Origin of the sequence: Aquimarina sp. AD10 (genome assembly GCF_003443715.1) — a bacterium.
Lineage (GTDB): Bacteria > Bacteroidota > Bacteroidia > Flavobacteriales > Flavobacteriaceae > Aquimarina > Aquimarina aggregata.
Window position 1 is genome coordinate 974,792 of the sequence record NZ_CP031965.1, and the last position, 16,778, is coordinate 991,569.

20 protein-coding genes are annotated in these 16,778 nt (G+C 30.6%); 5 read left to right on the forward strand and 15 right to left on the reverse strand.

Annotated features, from left to right (window positions below):
* The first annotated feature begins 63 nt into the window (after positions 1–63).
* From D1816_RS04060 to D1816_RS04070, 3 genes are all read left to right on the forward strand, one after another.
* Positions 64–933 (forward strand): hypothetical protein, encoded by an 870-nt coding sequence (locus tag D1816_RS04060; RefSeq protein ID WP_147405118.1) that lies wholly within the window; start codon positions 64–66, stop codon positions 931–933.
* Positions 934–1,018: 85 nt separating this feature from the next.
* Positions 1,019–1,732, forward strand: a complete 714-nt coding sequence (locus tag D1816_RS04065) for a hypothetical protein (protein ID WP_118501277.1) — start codon at positions 1,019–1,021, stop codon at positions 1,730–1,732.
* Positions 1,733–1,735: 3 nt separating this feature from the next.
* Positions 1,736–2,464 (forward strand): M23 family metallopeptidase, encoded by a 729-nt coding sequence (locus D1816_RS04070; protein ID WP_118501278.1) that lies wholly within the window; start codon positions 1,736–1,738, stop codon positions 2,462–2,464.
* 51 nt (positions 2,465–2,515) lie between these two features.
* Here D1816_RS04070 and D1816_RS04075 read toward each other — a convergent pair whose 3' ends face one another.
* The 15 genes from D1816_RS04075 to D1816_RS04140 all read right to left on the reverse strand — a co-directional run bounded on the left by D1816_RS04075 (position 2,516) and on the right by D1816_RS04140 (position 13,999).
* Positions 2,516–3,217 carry a LytTR family DNA-binding domain-containing protein gene (locus D1816_RS04075; protein ID WP_158597795.1) on the reverse strand — a complete coding sequence of 234 codons (702 nt, stop codon included), beginning with the start codon at positions 3,215–3,217 and terminating at the stop codon, positions 2,516–2,518.
* Complete coding sequence (locus D1816_RS04080; RefSeq protein WP_118501280.1) at positions 3,198–4,244, reverse strand: sensor histidine kinase; 1,047 nt, start codon at positions 4,242–4,244, stop codon at positions 3,198–3,200. Before D1816_RS04080 ends, D1816_RS04075 begins: the two co-directional genes overlap by 20 nt.
* 44 nt (positions 4,245–4,288) lie before the next feature.
* Entirely contained in the window at positions 4,289–5,560 is a 1,272-nt protein-coding gene (locus tag D1816_RS04085; RefSeq protein WP_118501281.1) for an amidohydrolase family protein, read from the reverse strand.
* A gap of 126 nt (positions 5,561–5,686) precedes the next feature.
* Positions 5,687–7,132 (reverse strand): nicotinate phosphoribosyltransferase, encoded by a 1,446-nt coding sequence (locus D1816_RS04090; protein WP_118501282.1) that lies wholly within the window; start codon positions 7,130–7,132, stop codon positions 5,687–5,689.
* Between the two features lie 110 nt (positions 7,133–7,242).
* Positions 7,243–7,971, reverse strand: coding sequence for a metallophosphoesterase (locus D1816_RS04095; RefSeq protein WP_118501283.1), 729 nt, complete (start codon positions 7,969–7,971; stop codon positions 7,243–7,245).
* A complete protein-coding gene (locus tag D1816_RS04100) occupies positions 7,968–8,519 on the reverse strand; it encodes a 2OG-Fe(II) oxygenase (RefSeq protein ID WP_233565319.1) in 552 nt (183 codons plus the stop codon). Before D1816_RS04100 ends, D1816_RS04095 begins: the two co-directional genes overlap by 4 nt.
* 4 nt (positions 8,520–8,523) lie before the next feature.
* Positions 8,524–9,069 carry an RNA 2'-phosphotransferase gene (locus D1816_RS04105; protein WP_118501284.1) on the reverse strand — a complete coding sequence of 182 codons (546 nt, stop codon included), beginning with the start codon at positions 9,067–9,069 and terminating at the stop codon, positions 8,524–8,526.
* A 45-nt stretch (positions 9,070–9,114) separates the two neighbouring features.
* Entirely contained in the window at positions 9,115–10,164 is a 1,050-nt protein-coding gene (locus D1816_RS04110; RefSeq protein ID WP_118501285.1) for a DUF2971 domain-containing protein, read from the reverse strand.
* Between the two features lie 5 nt (positions 10,165–10,169).
* On the reverse strand, positions 10,170–10,646 hold the full coding sequence (locus D1816_RS04115) for a macro domain-containing protein (protein ID WP_118501286.1): 477 nt from the start codon (positions 10,644–10,646) through the stop codon (positions 10,170–10,172).
* Positions 10,643–11,278, reverse strand: a complete 636-nt coding sequence (locus D1816_RS04120) for a DUF4291 domain-containing protein (protein ID WP_118501287.1) — start codon at positions 11,276–11,278, stop codon at positions 10,643–10,645. The genes D1816_RS04115 and D1816_RS04120 overlap by 4 nt, the downstream gene beginning before the upstream one ends.
* A gap of 5 nt (positions 11,279–11,283) precedes the next feature.
* Entirely contained in the window at positions 11,284–11,382 is a 99-nt protein-coding gene (locus tag D1816_RS26265) for a hypothetical protein (RefSeq protein ID WP_369887276.1), read from the reverse strand.
* Positions 11,369–11,830: an NADAR family protein gene (locus D1816_RS04125; protein WP_369887277.1), complete on the reverse strand. Its 462-nt coding sequence runs from the start codon at positions 11,828–11,830 to the stop codon at positions 11,369–11,371. The genes D1816_RS26265 and D1816_RS04125 overlap by 14 nt, the downstream gene beginning before the upstream one ends.
* A complete protein-coding gene (locus D1816_RS04130) occupies positions 11,827–12,285 on the reverse strand; it encodes a nucleoside 2-deoxyribosyltransferase domain-containing protein (RefSeq protein WP_118501288.1) in 459 nt (152 codons plus the stop codon). The genes D1816_RS04125 and D1816_RS04130 overlap by 4 nt, the downstream gene beginning before the upstream one ends.
* On the reverse strand, positions 12,285–13,106 hold the full coding sequence (gene prs, locus D1816_RS04135) for a ribose-phosphate diphosphokinase (protein ID WP_118501289.1): 822 nt from the start codon (positions 13,104–13,106) through the stop codon (positions 12,285–12,287). Before prs ends, D1816_RS04130 begins: the two co-directional genes overlap by 1 nt.
* Positions 13,107–13,315: 209 nt before the next feature.
* Complete coding sequence (locus D1816_RS04140; RefSeq protein WP_118501290.1) at positions 13,316–13,999, reverse strand: NUDIX domain-containing protein; 684 nt, start codon at positions 13,997–13,999, stop codon at positions 13,316–13,318.
* Positions 14,000–14,263: 264 nt separating this feature from the next.
* On the opposite strand from D1816_RS04140, the gene D1816_RS04145 reads away from it, so the two are divergent.
* Both D1816_RS04145 and D1816_RS04150 read left to right on the forward strand, forming a co-directional pair.
* Positions 14,264–16,027, forward strand: coding sequence for a serine hydrolase (locus D1816_RS04145; protein WP_118501291.1), 1,764 nt, complete (start codon positions 14,264–14,266; stop codon positions 16,025–16,027).
* 197 nt (positions 16,028–16,224) lie between these two features.
* Entirely contained in the window at positions 16,225–16,776 is a 552-nt protein-coding gene (locus tag D1816_RS04150; protein WP_118501292.1) for a toxin-antitoxin system YwqK family antitoxin, read from the forward strand.
* The last annotated feature ends 2 nt before the right edge of the window (positions 16,777–16,778 follow it).

A 16,778-nucleotide genomic window follows, 5' to 3' on the forward strand; every position in this document is an offset into this window, starting at 1 on the left:
TCTCAACAAATAAAAAGCACACGCTAATGTTTTCAAGAGATAATTTAAAAAAACAAGATGGTAATGATAAAAAAAGTAAAATTAATTCTAGTAATATGTACAACAATCTTTATAAGTTCTTGTGCTAACGATGATGAAAAACCTAATAGCTTAGAATCAAATTTAGGAATATCACAAGAAATTAAAGATTTAATTGTTTTCGAAGGAGATCAAGATGCACCTATAGTAATCGTTAATGCGCAAGCTGGCGCAGACGATGAGCTGCATAGAGATGATGTTGAAGATATTATTTCAATTTTGGGTGATACAGGGTTTTTAGCAGTAAATGTGCATCAAGCACAAACCATAAATCCAGATTTAATTAATCGTAGTGATATAACGTTAGATCAGGCCATCAGTATGAATACACAAAGTATAGAAATGCTTTATAAAGTTATTAAATACTTTAAAGATGATGGTAGAACGGTTTATGTTTTTGGAAGCTCATTTGGTGGTTTAGTAACTCAAGGTCTTATTGCTAAAAAAGGAATAGATGTAGCAGATAAATATCTAATTGTGGCAAATAGATTAGATATAGATGATATCATTTGGCAAGGACTAAGTGAAGGAAGGTTTGGTTTTTTTGAAAACGGAATCAATCCTGTGGTCTCTCTAAATCCAGAGGAAAATGTTATCGAACGAAATACTGCCAGAATAATTGCAGGATTTACTATGTATAGATATACAGAACTATTTAAAGATTATAATGACTTATCCAAAATTACATATGTTTATGGAAAAACAGACGAAGTCGTTGGTCGCCTTACACCAGCAGAAATTGAATTTATGGAGTTAAAAAAAATTAGGATTATCGAAGGAAATGGAAATCATGATCAAACAACTAGCGGGGATACTATAATCCCAATCTTTACAGATTTATTTGGGATGAAATAACGATTAACAACAATAGGCTTTATTAAAAAACTATAGATAAATTTTCTATCGTTTTTACAATTTTCTTTTACTTAAGTTACTTTCTATGAAAACAAAACTGTTTTTTTTAATATCAGTTTTTATACTTTCTTATACTACTGTATTTGCTCAAACAAAAATTAGTGCTGAAAAAAATAACCTTGAGTTTTTAATAGGTTATAATTCGGGGGCTTTGAAAAATCTAATATTTGCTCCTGTTAGACGCTATGATTACAATGCACTAAACTATCAATTTGGATATACCCGTATCACTAAAAGAGAAAAACTGTTTGAAGTGCAGTTGAATTATTTGAGTTCAGCATTAGAAACTAATATTATTGCGGAGCCTAACCCCGAATATTCGAAAATTGTATTGAATTTTTCCTCATTAAAACAAATCCATAAAAGCGACAAATTCAAAATTCATGTAGGCTTACAAACCCAAACAAATGTTTCTTCTTATTTTGATTGGAAACAATATGATTTTCAACAAAAACTTGGAATAGCAGGCCGATTTACCTATCTGATAAATGATACACATTCATTATCCTCTAAACTAACATTACCTTTTATCATGTGGAGAACTTCAACTTTTGAAGAAAACCTTTATACTATAAACCGATACCAAAGTGTGTTATGGTCTACCGAATACAAATACAGGATTTCAAAGCATTTAGATTTTAAAGTGAACTATAATTTTAACTATGACAGGCTTCAAATTTCTAATGCATATAGAGAATTACAACATCAGGTTAATTTGGGTATTAACTTTAAATTTTAAATTATGAGACTTCTAACATTAGTGATATATATTGTATTCATTTTAATAATTACATCTTGTACAGATGCTTTAATAGGAGATGAAGGAAAACTAGATGAAGATATTTATCTAAATTATCAAACTGTTACAAGTTTAGAATTACCGTTTGATGAGGAATGGTATGTAGTCAATGGAGGAAAAACCCATAAAGAAGGCGCACATCATTTTACTAGTCGTGGCGTAGGAGAACGGTATGCTATTGATTTTCTTATCGTAGTAGATACCGTATTAAGTAATGGTGCTATAAGAAAGATACATTTTTCAGGAAATTGGAGAAAAAATGAAAATCATTATTGTTTCGGAAAACGGTTAAATGCCCCAGGGAATGGTAAAATTATAGAAGTAGTTAACAACATTGATGATAACCAACCGGGTACTATAAATAGGGATCAGCCTGGTGGTAATTACATTATAATAGATCATTTAAACGGTGAAACTTCAATACTGGCTCACTTAAAAAAAGGGTCAATTATAGTTTCTGTAGGAGACACCGTTGTTAAAGGGCAAGAAGTTGGTAAAGCAGGAAATAGTGGTGCTTCTGATACGCCTCACCTACATTATCAATTACAAGGAACATCTGGTAGGTTAGGCGGATTAGGACTTCCCTCTCAATTTTTGAATTATTATAAAAATGATGTACTTACAGAACGAGATGAACCAATAAGAGGTCAAGAGGTTAGAAAAAACAATTAAACTATTGTCTTATTTCTAACACATACACTAATTTTTAATCTAATAACATTATCATCGTTCTATGAGTTTATTACCAATAATAGCTTCATAAACTTGACTTCTAAGGGTTCTACTTATTTTGATTTTATTTTTACCTAAATAAATAAGATTCCCTTCTAGTTTAGTGATGTGATTATATGCGACCAAATAGTATCGGTGAACTCGTATAAATTTTTCCTTCGGTAATTCTTTTTCTATCTGTTTTAATGATACTAAAGTAAGATATGTACTATCTTTTGTATGAATTTTTATGTAATCTTTTGCGGTTTCTATAAAAGTGATATCATTAATCAAAACTTTGATAATCATCCCATCACATTTGATAAAAATGTGGTTTTTAATTTCTTCTTTTTCTGTTTTTTTGTGATCAATAGCAATTGTTTTATCTACTGCTTTTAGAAATCGACTGTATGAAAATGGTTTTAATAAAAAGTCAACTGCATTTAGTTCGAATCCATCTAAAGCAAATTCGCGATGCGCTGTAGTAAATATTACTTGTGGTGGATTTGAAAGAGCTTTCATAAACTCGATACCAGTCATATCCGGCATCTGAATATCCAAAAATAAAATGTCTATAATATGTTGCTTTACGTACTCTAATGCTTCAATAGCTGAAGAAAAAGACTTAGCATGCTCCAAAAATGGAGTTTGCTGTATAAAATCCTCTAGACCATTTCTTGCTAATGGCTCGTCATCAACTATTAAACATTTCATTTTCATTGAGTTGTATTTTTAAATTTACTGTAAATTTATCGCTTTTAGAGACGATGTTAATTAAATGTCTGTTAGGATAAATTAATTCTAATCTTCTTTTAACATTTGATAAACCAATACCTTTATTCTCTTTGTCTGAATTTTCTAAGCTTTTACTCGAAACTGTATTTTCGATTTTAAAATTGAGTATATCTTTGAATTCGATGTTGGCCTGTACACTTATACGATAGCCTTTACTACTCTGTCCGTGTTTAAATGCATTTTCAACAAGAGGCAATAACAACATAGGGGCTATTGTTAATTCTTCTTCACTATCAGGTAAAATACATTCTACAGTAACCAGATCTTCATGCCGTATTCTCTCAATAGCTATATAATTTTTTAAATTCTGAAACTCTCGTTCTAGCGCTATACTTTTTTTGCCATTTTCATACAATTGATGACTCAAAATATCAGAAAATTGAAGCAACATTGTTTTTCCACTTTCTAAATTCTTTCCGAGCATAATATAAATACTGTTTAGAGAGTTAAATAAAAAGTGAGGATTGATTTGATGCTTTAACAAATTCAATTCGGTTTCTAATTGCTTTTGTTCTATTTCTCGTATCGAACGATCCTTTCTGTACCATTCATCTAATAAAAAAAGTGTCATTGATAAACATAAGGATAAAATCACTTCGGTCATTAAAGCTATTTTCCCAGGAAGGCTTGCAAAAAATAATGAAGTAGGTACATAAACATTGATGTTTTTAAAGTAAAAATGCAGGTAATAAGACGAAAACAGCGTAACACTTATAATACTGATTATCAAAAGAACCACATAACTAATGATTCTTTTTTTTAATAGAAATCTAGGCATCAAAAAATATAGATTAAAGTAAACCAAGATAGCATAAGGAATAAATGCGAATAGATTGGTTTCTATATTATCTAATATATCCGCATGGTAATTGAAATCATGAATACTCCACAAAAGAAGAAACAGTATCCAAAAAATACTATGCTTGATTATTTTGCCATATGCCATACATCTATACTTTTGATTTAAAGCTTAATATTATTGACTGAGCATCATTTTAAAATCACTCCCTGTTTTACTCTTGTAATAATACTTTGATGAATATTTGAAATATTCTTTATAGGATTCTTATTCAATACTAAAAAACTAGCTTCATATCCTTCCTTTAATTTTCCGATTTTTCGAAATGGAAAAATTGTATTTGTGGCATTTTCTGTCCACATCTTCAATAGTTCTAGATTGTTAAAGATATTTAATTGGTGTAAAATTTGAAATTCTCCTGATGAATTATCATTGTACATATCTGATCCTAAAGCTAAAGTTACCCCTTCATTTTTTAAAAGTTTTAAGTTAGCAGTAATATTATTTAGCAAATCATTATAATTAGCACTCTTTTTTCTTTTGGTAACTAATGATACTGTGGTTACTACTACAATACCTTTTTCTTTGGCTATAATGACATCTTTTTTATCAAGGGGTTTTCCATTTTTTATTTCTGGAAGGTGAGCAATTTCATCTACACCTGCGTTAACAGCTACATGAAAATCATAAGCTGTTTCGACATGTGCACTTACACGTAAACCTTTATGATGTGCTTTTTCAACAATAGGGATAATTAACTTGGGATTCAGTCCTTTTCTCCCAAAAAACGCAGGATCATTTTTTCGTTTTTCATATTCTTCAGAATGCAATAGGTTTAGTTTGATAAAATCTGGTAAAAATGACATAATACTATCCCATTTATTTTCTAGATCTGCTTTATTATCAATATTTACATAACCATGAAATTCTATATCTTCAATAGTATTAAACAACCCTTCAAAATAGCCCTTATCCAAGTACTTTTTTCTTAAAGCAACTGGATGACCTCCACTAGCGGTTAAAGGCGCATGAGCTAAACTTATATCGATTCCCTCTGGCTTATTGTAATTAAGCATTAAAGGAGCAATTCTTTTTTTTATTGATGAAAGGTGTTTTACATAAAAGACACCATTATCTAAGTACGAATCGATTCTTTTGTTCAAATCATAAGCACTTTCAAGATTGTGATTATGAGCTTCTGCAAACGGAGGAATTACATATTTTCCAGCTAAATCTATAATGGTATCAATCTTTTTATCAGGACTTTTAAAACGAATAAGACCATCCTGAAGCCAAACTGTTTTATTTTGAAATAAGGTACCATTAAACCATTTTCCTTTTATGAGTTTTATAACCTTAGCATTAAGATTCTTTTTAGCGTATATCGTTTTTTTTATATGGTTTTGAGAATTACAATAACTGCCTAAAAATATAAAAAGGATTAGTATATAATATGATTTCATATATGACAATATTTACGATTGTACTAAAGAAATGATATTTGGTAATGTTATTAAAAACTAATCGCTAGCCTGAGTATAGTAATAGACAGAAAGTATTACCTGATAGATAAACTAATTCTAAACATTCTAACACTTTAATCGTTCTCTTATTTGTGTTAGATGATCGTCTACAATCAATTTACCATCTATAAAGACCGTTTTTAACAATCCTAAATCCTCTTCTGCTTTAGACACTTGATCTTTAAAGGTTATTTGTCCATCTATTTTGAATAATTGCATTAGTCCTTTAGCAGATTTTTTAGTACCATCATCTGTTATAGGGTCTTTAAATATTTCGCGACCTTCATTATTAACTTCGACATAAGTAGCTTTCATTGCGAATCCAAAAGTATCCCGAGTATTATATTGGTAAGTAAAACTACCAATCCCCAAAATCACATTTGTAGAAGCGAACCCTTTTTGTTTAAGACGTTCACAGATTTGCGTAGCTCTGTCTATTGTTATACTATCACCATAAATTGCTCCAATTTTTGGATTTAGAACTTTGTATCCTTGATTATTTATAGTGCCGCCAAATTCATCCCACAATAATTCTATAACTCCTTTTGATACTATTGGGTTTTCGTGTGCACATCCGCATATGATATCTACGGGGTCTCCAGAATCAGGTCTAATGACTAACTTACCGTCACGTTCTAGAATTTCTTCTTTTAATATTGGTAAATACTCGGTAAGTACCTTCCATAAATCCCAAGTGTCAGAAACTATAGATAGTATACCTGTTGGGTAGGTTTCTAATAATCTTCTAAATGTGCCTATTTCATCATCTTTACTACCAGCACACATTACGCTATGCTCTGTAGCATTTACGCTACCGATCACTAGTTCTTTGGTAACATCTGTATTATAAAAAGTTTCGAATGCTTTAGCAACAGGAAGTGTATCACTACCAGAAAAAGATAACGCATGCCCCATTCCGCTTAAAATTGCAGATTCGGTTCCAGACATTCCTCTCATAGAGAAGTCATGACCTTGCCAAGTAACAAATTCTGAATTTTCTTTATCTGTTTGAGAAGCAAATTGAGTTAATATCTTTCGGTATTGTTTAGCAATAGTAGCGGAAGTACAGGGTTGCCAGATAACACTTGACAGCAAGGTTTCTAAGTAATTTGTTAACCAAAAGAATTCTGGTTTAGTATTTACTAGGGTAAACATAGGAACTCTAATAGGTACTTCAGTTCCCTCGGGTAGTGCTTTAATTTGAATTGGCAAATAGCCTAAGTCGTGCAATGCTTCTATATGTGATATGTTGTAATCGATACCTAAATAGTTATCTACATATTTTTTATATTCTAGGGTTACTATGTCTTTTGGTTGATTAAAAAAATCTTTATTAAACCGTTTTATTAAATACTCTTTAATAAAATATTGTAACCCAAAAAAGACTACATTATCTATACCTTCTACTCTACTCTTTCTAGGAGTCCAGTTAGAATATACGACTGTTGTTCCTTCTGGGTATTGTTCTTTATGACCTAATTTATAACCGTCTGTTAATAGTAATGGATTCATTTATAATATATATTGCGTTATTTATACGCAAATATATAATTCTTCTTTTAAACTAACACTATATTTTGCGTGTTTTTTACATAAAAATAAGTTCTAACCTTGTAATACCTTTAATTCCTACCTTTTTCTTCTGGGTACAACATGGGTAGCACATCACTTTGCCAATAGTTCTTTGTATCGATATCAAGGATTGTTAGTTTACCTGTAAAAGCAGCTCCTGTATCGATATTCCAGAGTTTATATGCCTTGATTGGGGTGGTTTGATCATAATTTGTAGTGGGTGTATGACCAATATAAATTTCAGAATAATGTTTAAATCTTTCTGGGGGATAAGAATTCAAGGTTTCTTGATTTACCTTAGCAGCAAGCATAGCGGCTTCCCAAAGTGTTCGATCCCAATAATAATTAGATTCATATTCTTCTTTACCTACTCCATGCATAGATGTAAAACCTGCATGTACAAACAAACGATTATTTTTATCCAAATAATAATCCTGTAAGTTGTTGAAAAATCTTTTGTGTGTGTCTTTGGTTACATAACCTGTACGGATATAACTTTGAATAGTTTCTTGCCCACCATGTGCTAACCAAACAGGATTAGTTGTGCCTCTTTCTAACCATAATCCACACCAAAGGTCATGATTACCTTTTATAAAAACACAGTTATTGGATAGCGATAGTTCTATTAGTTTTTCTATAGTTTCGGCAGATTGACTCCAACCATCTACATAATCTCCTAAGAAAATCAGAGTATCCCCAGAGGTGATTTTGGCTCTATCTAGCACTTGAAGTAAAGCTTTATATCCCCCATGTATATCCCCAATTACCAGTGTTCTCATTGTAATTGATACATTATATCAGTTCTCAGTACGTATTTAATTCCTGAAATAATTGGTTTGCCTTCATGTCGTAAAGGATGATGAAATAATAAAGCATCGCCAATTTGGGGCTTTATCGTAATTCCTTCTTCAAAATAGGTTTCCCCTCCTTCAAAATCTTCATTTAAATATATCAGAAATGAATAAAAACTACGTTCTTTCGTGTTTCGTTCATATTTACCATCTCTATGCATTTTGAATCTTTCACCATTTTCATATTTGTAAATTCGAAACATCTCATTTATTCCAATAGCTTTATAGCCATCAAAAACCTGTTTTACGTGGGGTTGTATTTGTAGCCAGATCTTTTGCGCTAGATCTATATCTTCAAACAGAATACGCTTATTGTTACGAATACCTTTAAACATAACTTGCTTGCCATCAATATTGACCTTGGCTTCTTTAAAAGAAACTCTTTCTCCTTTCACTATAAAATGATCACACATTTGTTTTGAAAGAAAATTTTTAACCATAAAAATTTCAGGATGTAATTCAATTTTTTTGATCATTCTTTTAATTTTTAAACTCAATATACTCTGGTAAAACATGATCGGTTAACCAAACACCATTATCTGACTGAAAGAATTCTACACCATTTGTATGCATTGCTCCGGACCTTAAAGTAAGAACAATGGGTTTGCCCCTTCTTGATCCTACTTTTATCGCTGTTTCTCTGTCTTGGCTAAGATGTACATGATGTCTACTCATTTTTAATATTCCTTTTTCTTTGATGGCATCTATAAATTTAGAAACAGTACCATGATATAAGAACTCTGGTGGTTGTTTTGGTATATAGCCTAAATTAATGTCTAAAGAATGTCCTTGATTTGCTCTAATTTTAGATTGATCATCATTAAAGGCAAATCGTTTTTTATCATTATTCTGAACAATTTCTTTTAATAAATCAATGTCTAAATTAGGGCTATGGTTTTTACTTTTTGATAGTAATTCTGTTACATCGGCCCATCCATTATCATCTAATTGTAATCCTATTTTGGCAGGATTATGTCTTAAAATTAGGCTTAAAAATTTGCTTGTATTTTTATGATTTGTTTTCATTTTAAACTTTTATTATAATCAAGAAAGATGGAATTCAAAAATTGATTAGATAGATTCATTAATATGAACTTTTATTTCGCCCTCATTGAAATGTGAAGTAGCCCAAACAATACCTATATCCTCTTTATCTTTAACATCATAAAACATATTTATTCTTTCTGCTTCTTGGAAAAGGTTATCCTTTATAAATGTTGCAAAATTTATTAGTTCTTCATGTGAAATTACTGATTCAATCTCTATTTTTATGTTTCCTCTTTTTTTTAATCTCAGATAATCTTTTTCTCTAATTTTGAAACCAACCTGTTTCTTACCTATAATGAATTCGGGTATATATTTCAAATAACTTAATCTACTCCCGTTAGGATCTAACACTTCTTCTCTAAAAAAATTATAAGACTCAGGATGTAATTTCATCTGAAAATATTTCACTCCTCTTCCCTTTAAGATATTCATAATATTTTCTTTCTGTTCCTCACCCATTCTTAAACCAAAATAGATTGATCTTACAGCTCTAAAATCATAGCTATATTTACCCCATAAATCAGTAACTATTCTATACTCATTTTCATACACCCATCTATTCGACTTAAATCCTAATATTTTTTGAATCAATTTATTTCTTTCCACTCCGACCTCAATGAAAGAGAGATTTGGAGGTTCACTATTGTAAGTAATAGGAAAGGAAAATACTCTGTTAGACTGATAACTTTCTAATAAAATATCTAAGTCATATTCTATGCAAAATCCCTTATGAGCATTTGAATAATGAGCCCATAAAAGTTCATCTTCATAAGTAGTAGAAACTGAATAAATACCTGCTTTTGAACAAGTAGATATTAGTTTTTCAACAGATTTATTAAATCTTGATAGTTTTTCTTTTGGCTCTGTTCCAATGAAATTCCCAATTAAATTAGACTGAATACGAAACTTATCCCAATTATTTATCCCTTCACAAGGATCATTCAATTCTGCAATTGAAGAAGCCCAGAAATAATTTTTTTCAAGTGATTCCAGATCTCTCGAAAATTCACCTCCTCTATATTTATACACCAAATTAGGTTTCACGTCTCCTTTTCTTTTTCTACTTCCAAACATAATATTCAATTAAAATCATACACATATACATCTAAGTCATCCATCAATAAAGTTTCTTCAATTATTGGCTCTATTCTTTGCCATTTTCCTCCGGCGAGCCCACATCCTATTCTTGGCATATGTATACTCGCATCTAGCTTTTCCGCTTCTAGGGCTATCTTTTCTAAGCAAGTTTTAACTGCTTCATATCTAATAGGTACACCATTACTACCCGTTTTCATTCCTTGTTGCGCTATCATATTACCTACGTAAATATATTCAGAAACTTTTACGATTTGAATTGCTCCTAATTCAAAATCATTTTTTGCTCTATTACGATGCCATTGTCTATACGATTTCTCTGGTTCGGCCCATCTTTTAGAAATTGCTAACACAAAACCTTTACCCCAACCTCCCAAATTATTGTAAATATGAACTACGATCTTAACTCCTTTAGCTTGAGGCGCTGTAGCATCTCCTTTTAAATAATTAATCCTTTTCATTTCAACATTAAATATTTATTCAAGTCGTCATTCTGAAAAATTAACGGCTTTTCATTAGGAATTAATAACGCTGTTAAATCATTTGATTTTACAAACTCATATTGTTCTTTAACAAATTCTGAAATATCCTCTATCTGGATAATATCATCCTTAGCATAAGATTTTATAAATTCATTTCTTAAACCAATTTGTATAGCTCTACGATCCAATTTAGTTCCATAAGGATCATGATCTGGATCCCATTGTAATCGAACATTAGATTTTTGTATATCTTCTTGCCAAGCATTATATGATTCATATAATCCTGGTTTAAAAGAAGAATACACCGCATTTTGCACATAATTTTCGAAAGCTTCCCTTTTAAGGTGTATTGCTAGTACAACTTCTTGTCCTTCTTTTGTTCCCCACCCATTACGAAACATCATCCATAAAAAATTTGGTTTGATCCAAGTCATTCGATTTAAGCTAAATTCACCACCAAAATATTGATTTTTTACTGCAAAACTCCCAATATCTGGTCGATAAGATTGATAGACTATAATCTTCTCTTCATTATATTGTGCCATTATATGATAACCACTTTGCGGCCAGTCATTTTGTTGTTCTATATATTTTTTTAATTGTAATTTCATTTTACTTATTTTAACTCATCTCTCACTTCCATCAAGGCAAAACCCAGAAGGTTCTTTCCTCTCCATAAATTAGGATTTTGAGCGTTTTCGTTACTCTGCCCCATCCCTATACCCCAAAATTCTATCTCTAGGACTAGCTTCTACTAAAATTCTTTTCTTTGTATTTAATAAGAACTCTTTTAAATCTTCATGTTGAGAAAACTTATATAAGTTCCCTTTTTTTACGATTTCATATTTATGATGATCCCAAATCACTGGATCAAAATTTTTTACTTTTCTACCCAATTGTTTTGCTTCCATAGGATGATTACAAACAATTATTTCTTCCAAAACTTTATGATCTTCAAATAACCGAGCTTTCTCAGCCATCATCCAATGTTCTGTAGTTTTATAACTAACACTTTCAACTTCAAAAGAAGAAGGCCACCATTGACTAAAACAACTCTTACCAATACTTCCATCTTTGTTTGGTGTATGTCCCCAAAAGAAAAGGTATTTTAGACTTTTTCCTTTGTTAAATCGTTCTTTTGTATTTTGTAATGAATACTTCATTTCAGTTTCTTTCTAATTTCTAGAACTAAATGTTCTAATTTACTTACTTGTTGTACGCCATAGCGTTCACAAACAATATCCACATTTCCTTTTCTCCAAAAACCATCAGGACAGCATACGATAAGTTTTCCACTATTGGCAAACAATCCTAATTCTAGTAAAGATATTGAAGATTTTGCCGATGGATCAAAATACATTATGATCATATCTGCTTGTTCTAATGCTTCTAGTTCCCAAGTTACCTGTTCTTTAAACTGAACATTACTAATTTCTTGTTTCCAACTATTATCCCAACTTGATCGTCTTGGGTTAAATAAGGTTACGTTTTCTTCTGATAATTTTTCAATTATATTATCCTGCCATCGTATAGCTGTATCCCCTTCAATACTACCTGCAAGAAAAACACTGATTTTACCTTCTATGACCAATTTCTCTGTCGCTTGTATTACCTTCATTATAGTACAGGTATTTGAGTTATTACTTCTTGATCAATGTCTTTACACGAATTTGTAGTGTAAATGGCATCAAATTGTTTTCCCAGTTGTTCAAAACCATTGCTAAAGATTCCATGACTTATAGCTAAACTTAGTGTACCTGCATTTTTTTGTTTTAAGGCTTCTGCCAATCCAAGAAAAGTACCTCCCCCATCACATATATCATCAACAATCAAACAGTGCTTTTCTTTAAGATCTTCTTCATATACTCTAAAACCTGATAATCGTCCAGTTTTAACATCTCTTTTTTTAGAACATTCTATGACCTCAATGCCACCAAGATACTCAGATACTTTATAAATCTTTTTTAAAGCTCCTCCATCAGGAGAAACCAAAACTACTTCTTCGTTAATCTCTTTTATGCTTTCTTTTATAAACTCATAATTCGGAATCACTTTTACATTGTTTAGTAATGCGGGAGTTACTTCAGAGTGTGGATCAAAAATGGTTACCTGATTGTAATTTTGAGTATTGATGATATCTGCATATACTTTAACACTTAATGATTCTCCTGGAACCATAACTCTATCTTGTCTTGCTGCAGGAAAATACGGAATAAAAGCATTGATCACCTTTACACCCATTCTGCGTAACGCGTCTGTAGCTACTAACAATAGGCCTAAATCATTGAATGAGTTAATACGGTGTGTAATTGTAACTGCATCTTCTAAACCTTGTTCTAGAATTTTTATATGTGGTTCTCCCCCTGTAAAGGTAAATGATTCAAAATCTATTGATTTATCATATGGTGCGAACGAAGGATCTAAATGTAAATATTTCATCTGGATTTTTTTATTTCTTAAGTATTGTCAGATAAAATTCGCCATTAATAAATATGGTATTGGTATTTAAATTAGTACTATGGCTCATTTTATTATTGTGTTATTTTTACGCAAATTTATGTTTCATGAATGAAACCACCAAATATTTTGCGTAAAAAACACATTAAATAAATTAAAACCCTTCGATAATGTTTGTTAGAGCTTTAAAATCAGCTATTTAATATCAAAAAGAAATCCTTCTTTTTATGTGTAAAGTATTGTTTTTTATTAAATTGGAATAAATTAGCTGGTCTACCTCTACCCTCGGATACCTTTTCGTCTAATTCTTCGAGGATATTAAAGCTAAGTATTTTTTTTCTGAAATTTCTACGATCAATTTGTTTCTCAAGAATTGTCATATATAGTTTTTCCAGATCAGAAAATAAGAATTTGTCGTCTAACAGATCAAAACCAATAGGTTCATATGTTAGTTTATTGCGGAGTCTTTCTTTTGCTTTCTCTAGTATTATTTTATGATCAAATGCTAATTCAGGGAGCTTTTGGATATCAAACCAAGCAACATCTTTAGCGTCGGTATCTGCTTTAATTTCATGATGTTCTGGTTTTACTAAAGCAAAATATGTAATACTAATTACTCTATTTCTAGGATCTCTATTTGGCTGTCCAAATGAATATAACTGTTCCATATAATCAACAGTTACATTAGTCTCTTCTTTCAGTTCACGTTCTACCGCATGTTCTAGACTTTCATCTTCTAAAACCAAACCGCCAGGTAATGCCCAAGAATCTTTAAAAGGATCTATATTTCTTTTAATTAATAATACATTAAGGGATTTGTTCTTATACCCAAAGACTACTGCGTCTACTGCTACTTTAATATTTTGGCGTATCATATACGCAAAACTATGAATTTAACTGAAAAATTGATAACTAAAATGTAAGAAGTTTGTAAAAATAATAATCATGAAATAACTATTATGTATTATGATTAATAGATTTTCTATTATTTGATATCTAATTGGTATGAGTGCAAAAATTAGCAGTATTTTTAATGAAATTGCCTATTAAACTTACAAATGACATCAAGGTGACATCTAAATGTCGTTATAAAAACATGGGCGTGATCGTAACTTTGTAGTATCAAAAAAACGAAAAACATGAAAACCAGTTCAATCGGAAAAAATTTAATCTATCAAAGAAAATTAAAAGGACTCACACAAGAACAATTGTCTGAAAGTACCCAAGTCACCGTAAGGACCATTCAACGTATAGAAAAAGGAGATGTAAATCCACATTTACAAACAATAAAACTACTAGCTAATGCTTTAGATATAGAAGTTAATGATCTTATTGTTTTAGAAAACCCTAAAGAAGAAGACATACAAAAGAAGTGGCTTGTTTTACTACATAGCACACCTTTTTTAGGATTCATTATTCCCCTTTCTAATATTTTACTTCCACTATTTCTATGGATTCATAAAAGAGAAGACAACAGTATTTACGATACGCATGGCAGGAAAATCATTAATTTTCAAATTAGTATGACTTTTCTTTACCTTTTAAGCTTAATTGCTTTAGTAACTATTGAAAAATGGGGATTTTTCCTTTTTATTGCGGTCATTCCATTTGGAATTTTAGTTATGCTTATTAATATCATAAAAGTGACAAGCTCCCAAAAATGCTTTTACCCATTGTCATTTCCATTCATAAGAAAAAAAAAGAAAAATAAATCATCAATATTATCTAGTTTGGTAATTATTGGACTATTATTTTTTACTAGTTGTAATCAAACAAATATCAATACTATAGAACGTTTAGATGGAAGCTATATTTCTAAAGATTCTTTAACTAAGAAAATAAACCAACTTATAAAAGACGCACAAGTGCATGGAATGGCTGTTACAGTATTTAATCATAAAAAACCTATTTATCAAAATACTTTTGGATACAAAAATGTCCCGAAACAACTTATTCTTACAGATTCTACTAATATCTATGGTGCTTCCTTAAGCAAGGCTGTCTTTGGCTTACTTGTTATGAAATTAGTAGAAAACAATATAATTGATTTAGACATACCCCTTGAATCGTATTTACCAAAGAAAATTTATGAATATGAGCCACAAACTCGTTGGCATGATAACTATTCAGATTTAAAAACAGATAGTTTATATCATAAAATAACAGCAAGAATGTGTCTAGCACATACCGCTGGGTTTAATAACTGGAGATTTTTTGAAACTGACAGAAAATTAAGAGTGAATTTTGAACCAGGTTCTAAATATTTCTACAGTGGCGAGGGCTTAGTATATCTACAAGTGGTTATAGAAAAACTCACAAACAAACCTCTTGAGGAACTAGCTCAAGAACTTGTTTTTAAACCTTTAGAAATGAACAATACATCATACCAATGGCAACCAAGATTTATGAATGATTTTGCTCATGGTCATACTACAAAAGGCAAAGTCTATGATAAAGATATTGATAATGAACCCAGATCTGCCAGTACTCTTGAAACCACAGCAAGTGATTATACAAAATTCTTAACGGCTGTGTTGAACAAACAAATTCTAAATACAGAATCTTATAATGAAATGTTTAGCTCTCAAATTAGAATTAGATCTTTGGCACATTTTGGTCCTAATTCTAAAACACCAACCAATAAATATGATGCTATTAACTTGAGTTGTGGGTTAACTTGGCTAAATTTTGATACACCTTACGGTAAAGCTGTGACTAAAGGCGGACATGGTGATGGATTTCAACATTATTCAATTTTATTTCCAGAAGCTGGTAAAGGAATATTGATCATGACTAATAGTGATAACGGAGAAAGTATTTATAAAGAATTATTAGAGATTGCATTAGCGGATATTTATACCCCTTGGGAATGGTCCAATTTTATTCCTTACACCAAAAATTAATGCAACATTCTTTTTATTAGTTCTTAATTTAAGGATGAATACATAAAATGACACCAATTTTTCTTGACAAACATAGAATTTAAATTAACATAAGAAATTATAATTACAAAACCTTGATTCATAAAAAAGTTACAAAACGGTATAATATAAAATTGTATTTTTAGTTTAATAAACCGACTAAAAAACTCAACCTTTTAATGTATCCTATTCTAAAAATAAGATATTTACTTTTTCTTTTTTTTCTTAACACTTGTGATTCTGAGGTAAATAATCTGAATATCAATGATAAAGATTTGGCTCTAGCTAATGGGGTGATGTATTATAAAGATATGCCCTATTCAGGAACACTTTCTTCTAAAATTGATACACTTATTGTGAATAGAATAACATATTTGAATGGAAAGAAGCATGGTAAAGAACAAAAGTTCTTTTTCAACGGTGAGTTAGCAGCAGTACGCTTTTATACCGACGGTAAAAAATCCGGAACTCATAAAGGATGGTGGGATAATGGACAACTAGAGTTCGTTTATCATTTTGATGATAATGGAAATCAAATCGGAATGCAACAAGAATGGTATAGTAATGGGCAGTTAGCCAAAGAGTTTAACTTTACCAATGGCAAGGAAGATGGCACACAAAAAAAGTGGGATTTTAAAGGTAAAATTATAGCAAATTACCTTGTCATAAATGGTGAACGTTTTGGCTTAATTGGATCCATAAATTGTAAACCTGATAACTATGTTGATTAAAA

Coding starts and splice junctions, on each gene's coding strand:
- D1816_RS04125 (WP_369887277.1), bottom strand. CDS start 11,830: ATGAAGTATTCATTACAAAATACAAAAGAACGATTTAACAAAGGAAAA.
- D1816_RS04065 (WP_118501277.1), top strand. CDS start 1,019: ATGAAAACAAAACTGTTTTTTTTAATATCAGTTTTTATACTTTCTTAT.
- D1816_RS26265 (WP_369887276.1), bottom strand. CDS start 11,382: ATGGGGCAGAGTAACGAAAACGCTCAAAATCCTAATTTATGGAGAGGA.
- D1816_RS04075 (WP_158597795.1), bottom strand. CDS start 3,217: ATGAAATGTTTAATAGTTGATGACGAGCCATTAGCAAGAAATGGTCTA.
- D1816_RS04080 (WP_118501280.1), bottom strand. CDS start 4,244: ATGGCATATGGCAAAATAATCAAGCATAGTATTTTTTGGATACTGTTT.
- prs (WP_118501289.1), bottom strand. CDS start 13,106: ATGAAATATTTACATTTAGATCCTTCGTTCGCACCATATGATAAATCA.
- D1816_RS04120 (WP_118501287.1), bottom strand. CDS start 11,278: ATGAAATTACAATTAAAAAAATATATAGAACAACAAAATGACTGGCCG.
- D1816_RS04150 (WP_118501292.1), top strand. CDS start 16,225: ATGTATCCTATTCTAAAAATAAGATATTTACTTTTTCTTTTTTTTCTT.
- D1816_RS04145 (WP_118501291.1), top strand. CDS start 14,264: ATGAAAACCAGTTCAATCGGAAAAAATTTAATCTATCAAAGAAAATTA.
- D1816_RS04130 (WP_118501288.1), bottom strand. CDS start 12,285: ATGAAGGTAATACAAGCGACAGAGAAATTGGTCATAGAAGGTAAAATC.
- D1816_RS04110 (WP_118501285.1), bottom strand. CDS start 10,164: ATGTTTGGAAGTAGAAAAAGAAAAGGAGACGTGAAACCTAATTTGGTG.
- D1816_RS04105 (WP_118501284.1), bottom strand. CDS start 9,069: ATGAAAACAAATCATAAAAATACAAGCAAATTTTTAAGCCTAATTTTA.
- D1816_RS04100 (WP_233565319.1), bottom strand. CDS start 8,519: ATGATCAAAAAAATTGAATTACATCCTGAAATTTTTATGGTTAAAAAT.
- D1816_RS04060 (WP_147405118.1), top strand. CDS start 64: ATGATAAAAAAAGTAAAATTAATTCTAGTAATATGTACAACAATCTTT.
- D1816_RS04085 (WP_118501281.1), bottom strand. CDS start 5,560: ATGAAATCATATTATATACTAATCCTTTTTATATTTTTAGGCAGTTAT.
- D1816_RS04115 (WP_118501286.1), bottom strand. CDS start 10,646: ATGAAAAGGATTAATTATTTAAAAGGAGATGCTACAGCGCCTCAAGCT.
- D1816_RS04090 (WP_118501282.1), bottom strand. CDS start 7,132: ATGAATCCATTACTATTAACAGACGGTTATAAATTAGGTCATAAAGAA.
- D1816_RS04095 (WP_118501283.1), bottom strand. CDS start 7,971: ATGAGAACACTGGTAATTGGGGATATACATGGGGGATATAAAGCTTTA.
- D1816_RS04140 (WP_118501290.1), bottom strand. CDS start 13,999: ATGATACGCCAAAATATTAAAGTAGCAGTAGACGCAGTAGTCTTTGGG.
- D1816_RS04070 (WP_118501278.1), top strand. CDS start 1,736: ATGAGACTTCTAACATTAGTGATATATATTGTATTCATTTTAATAATT.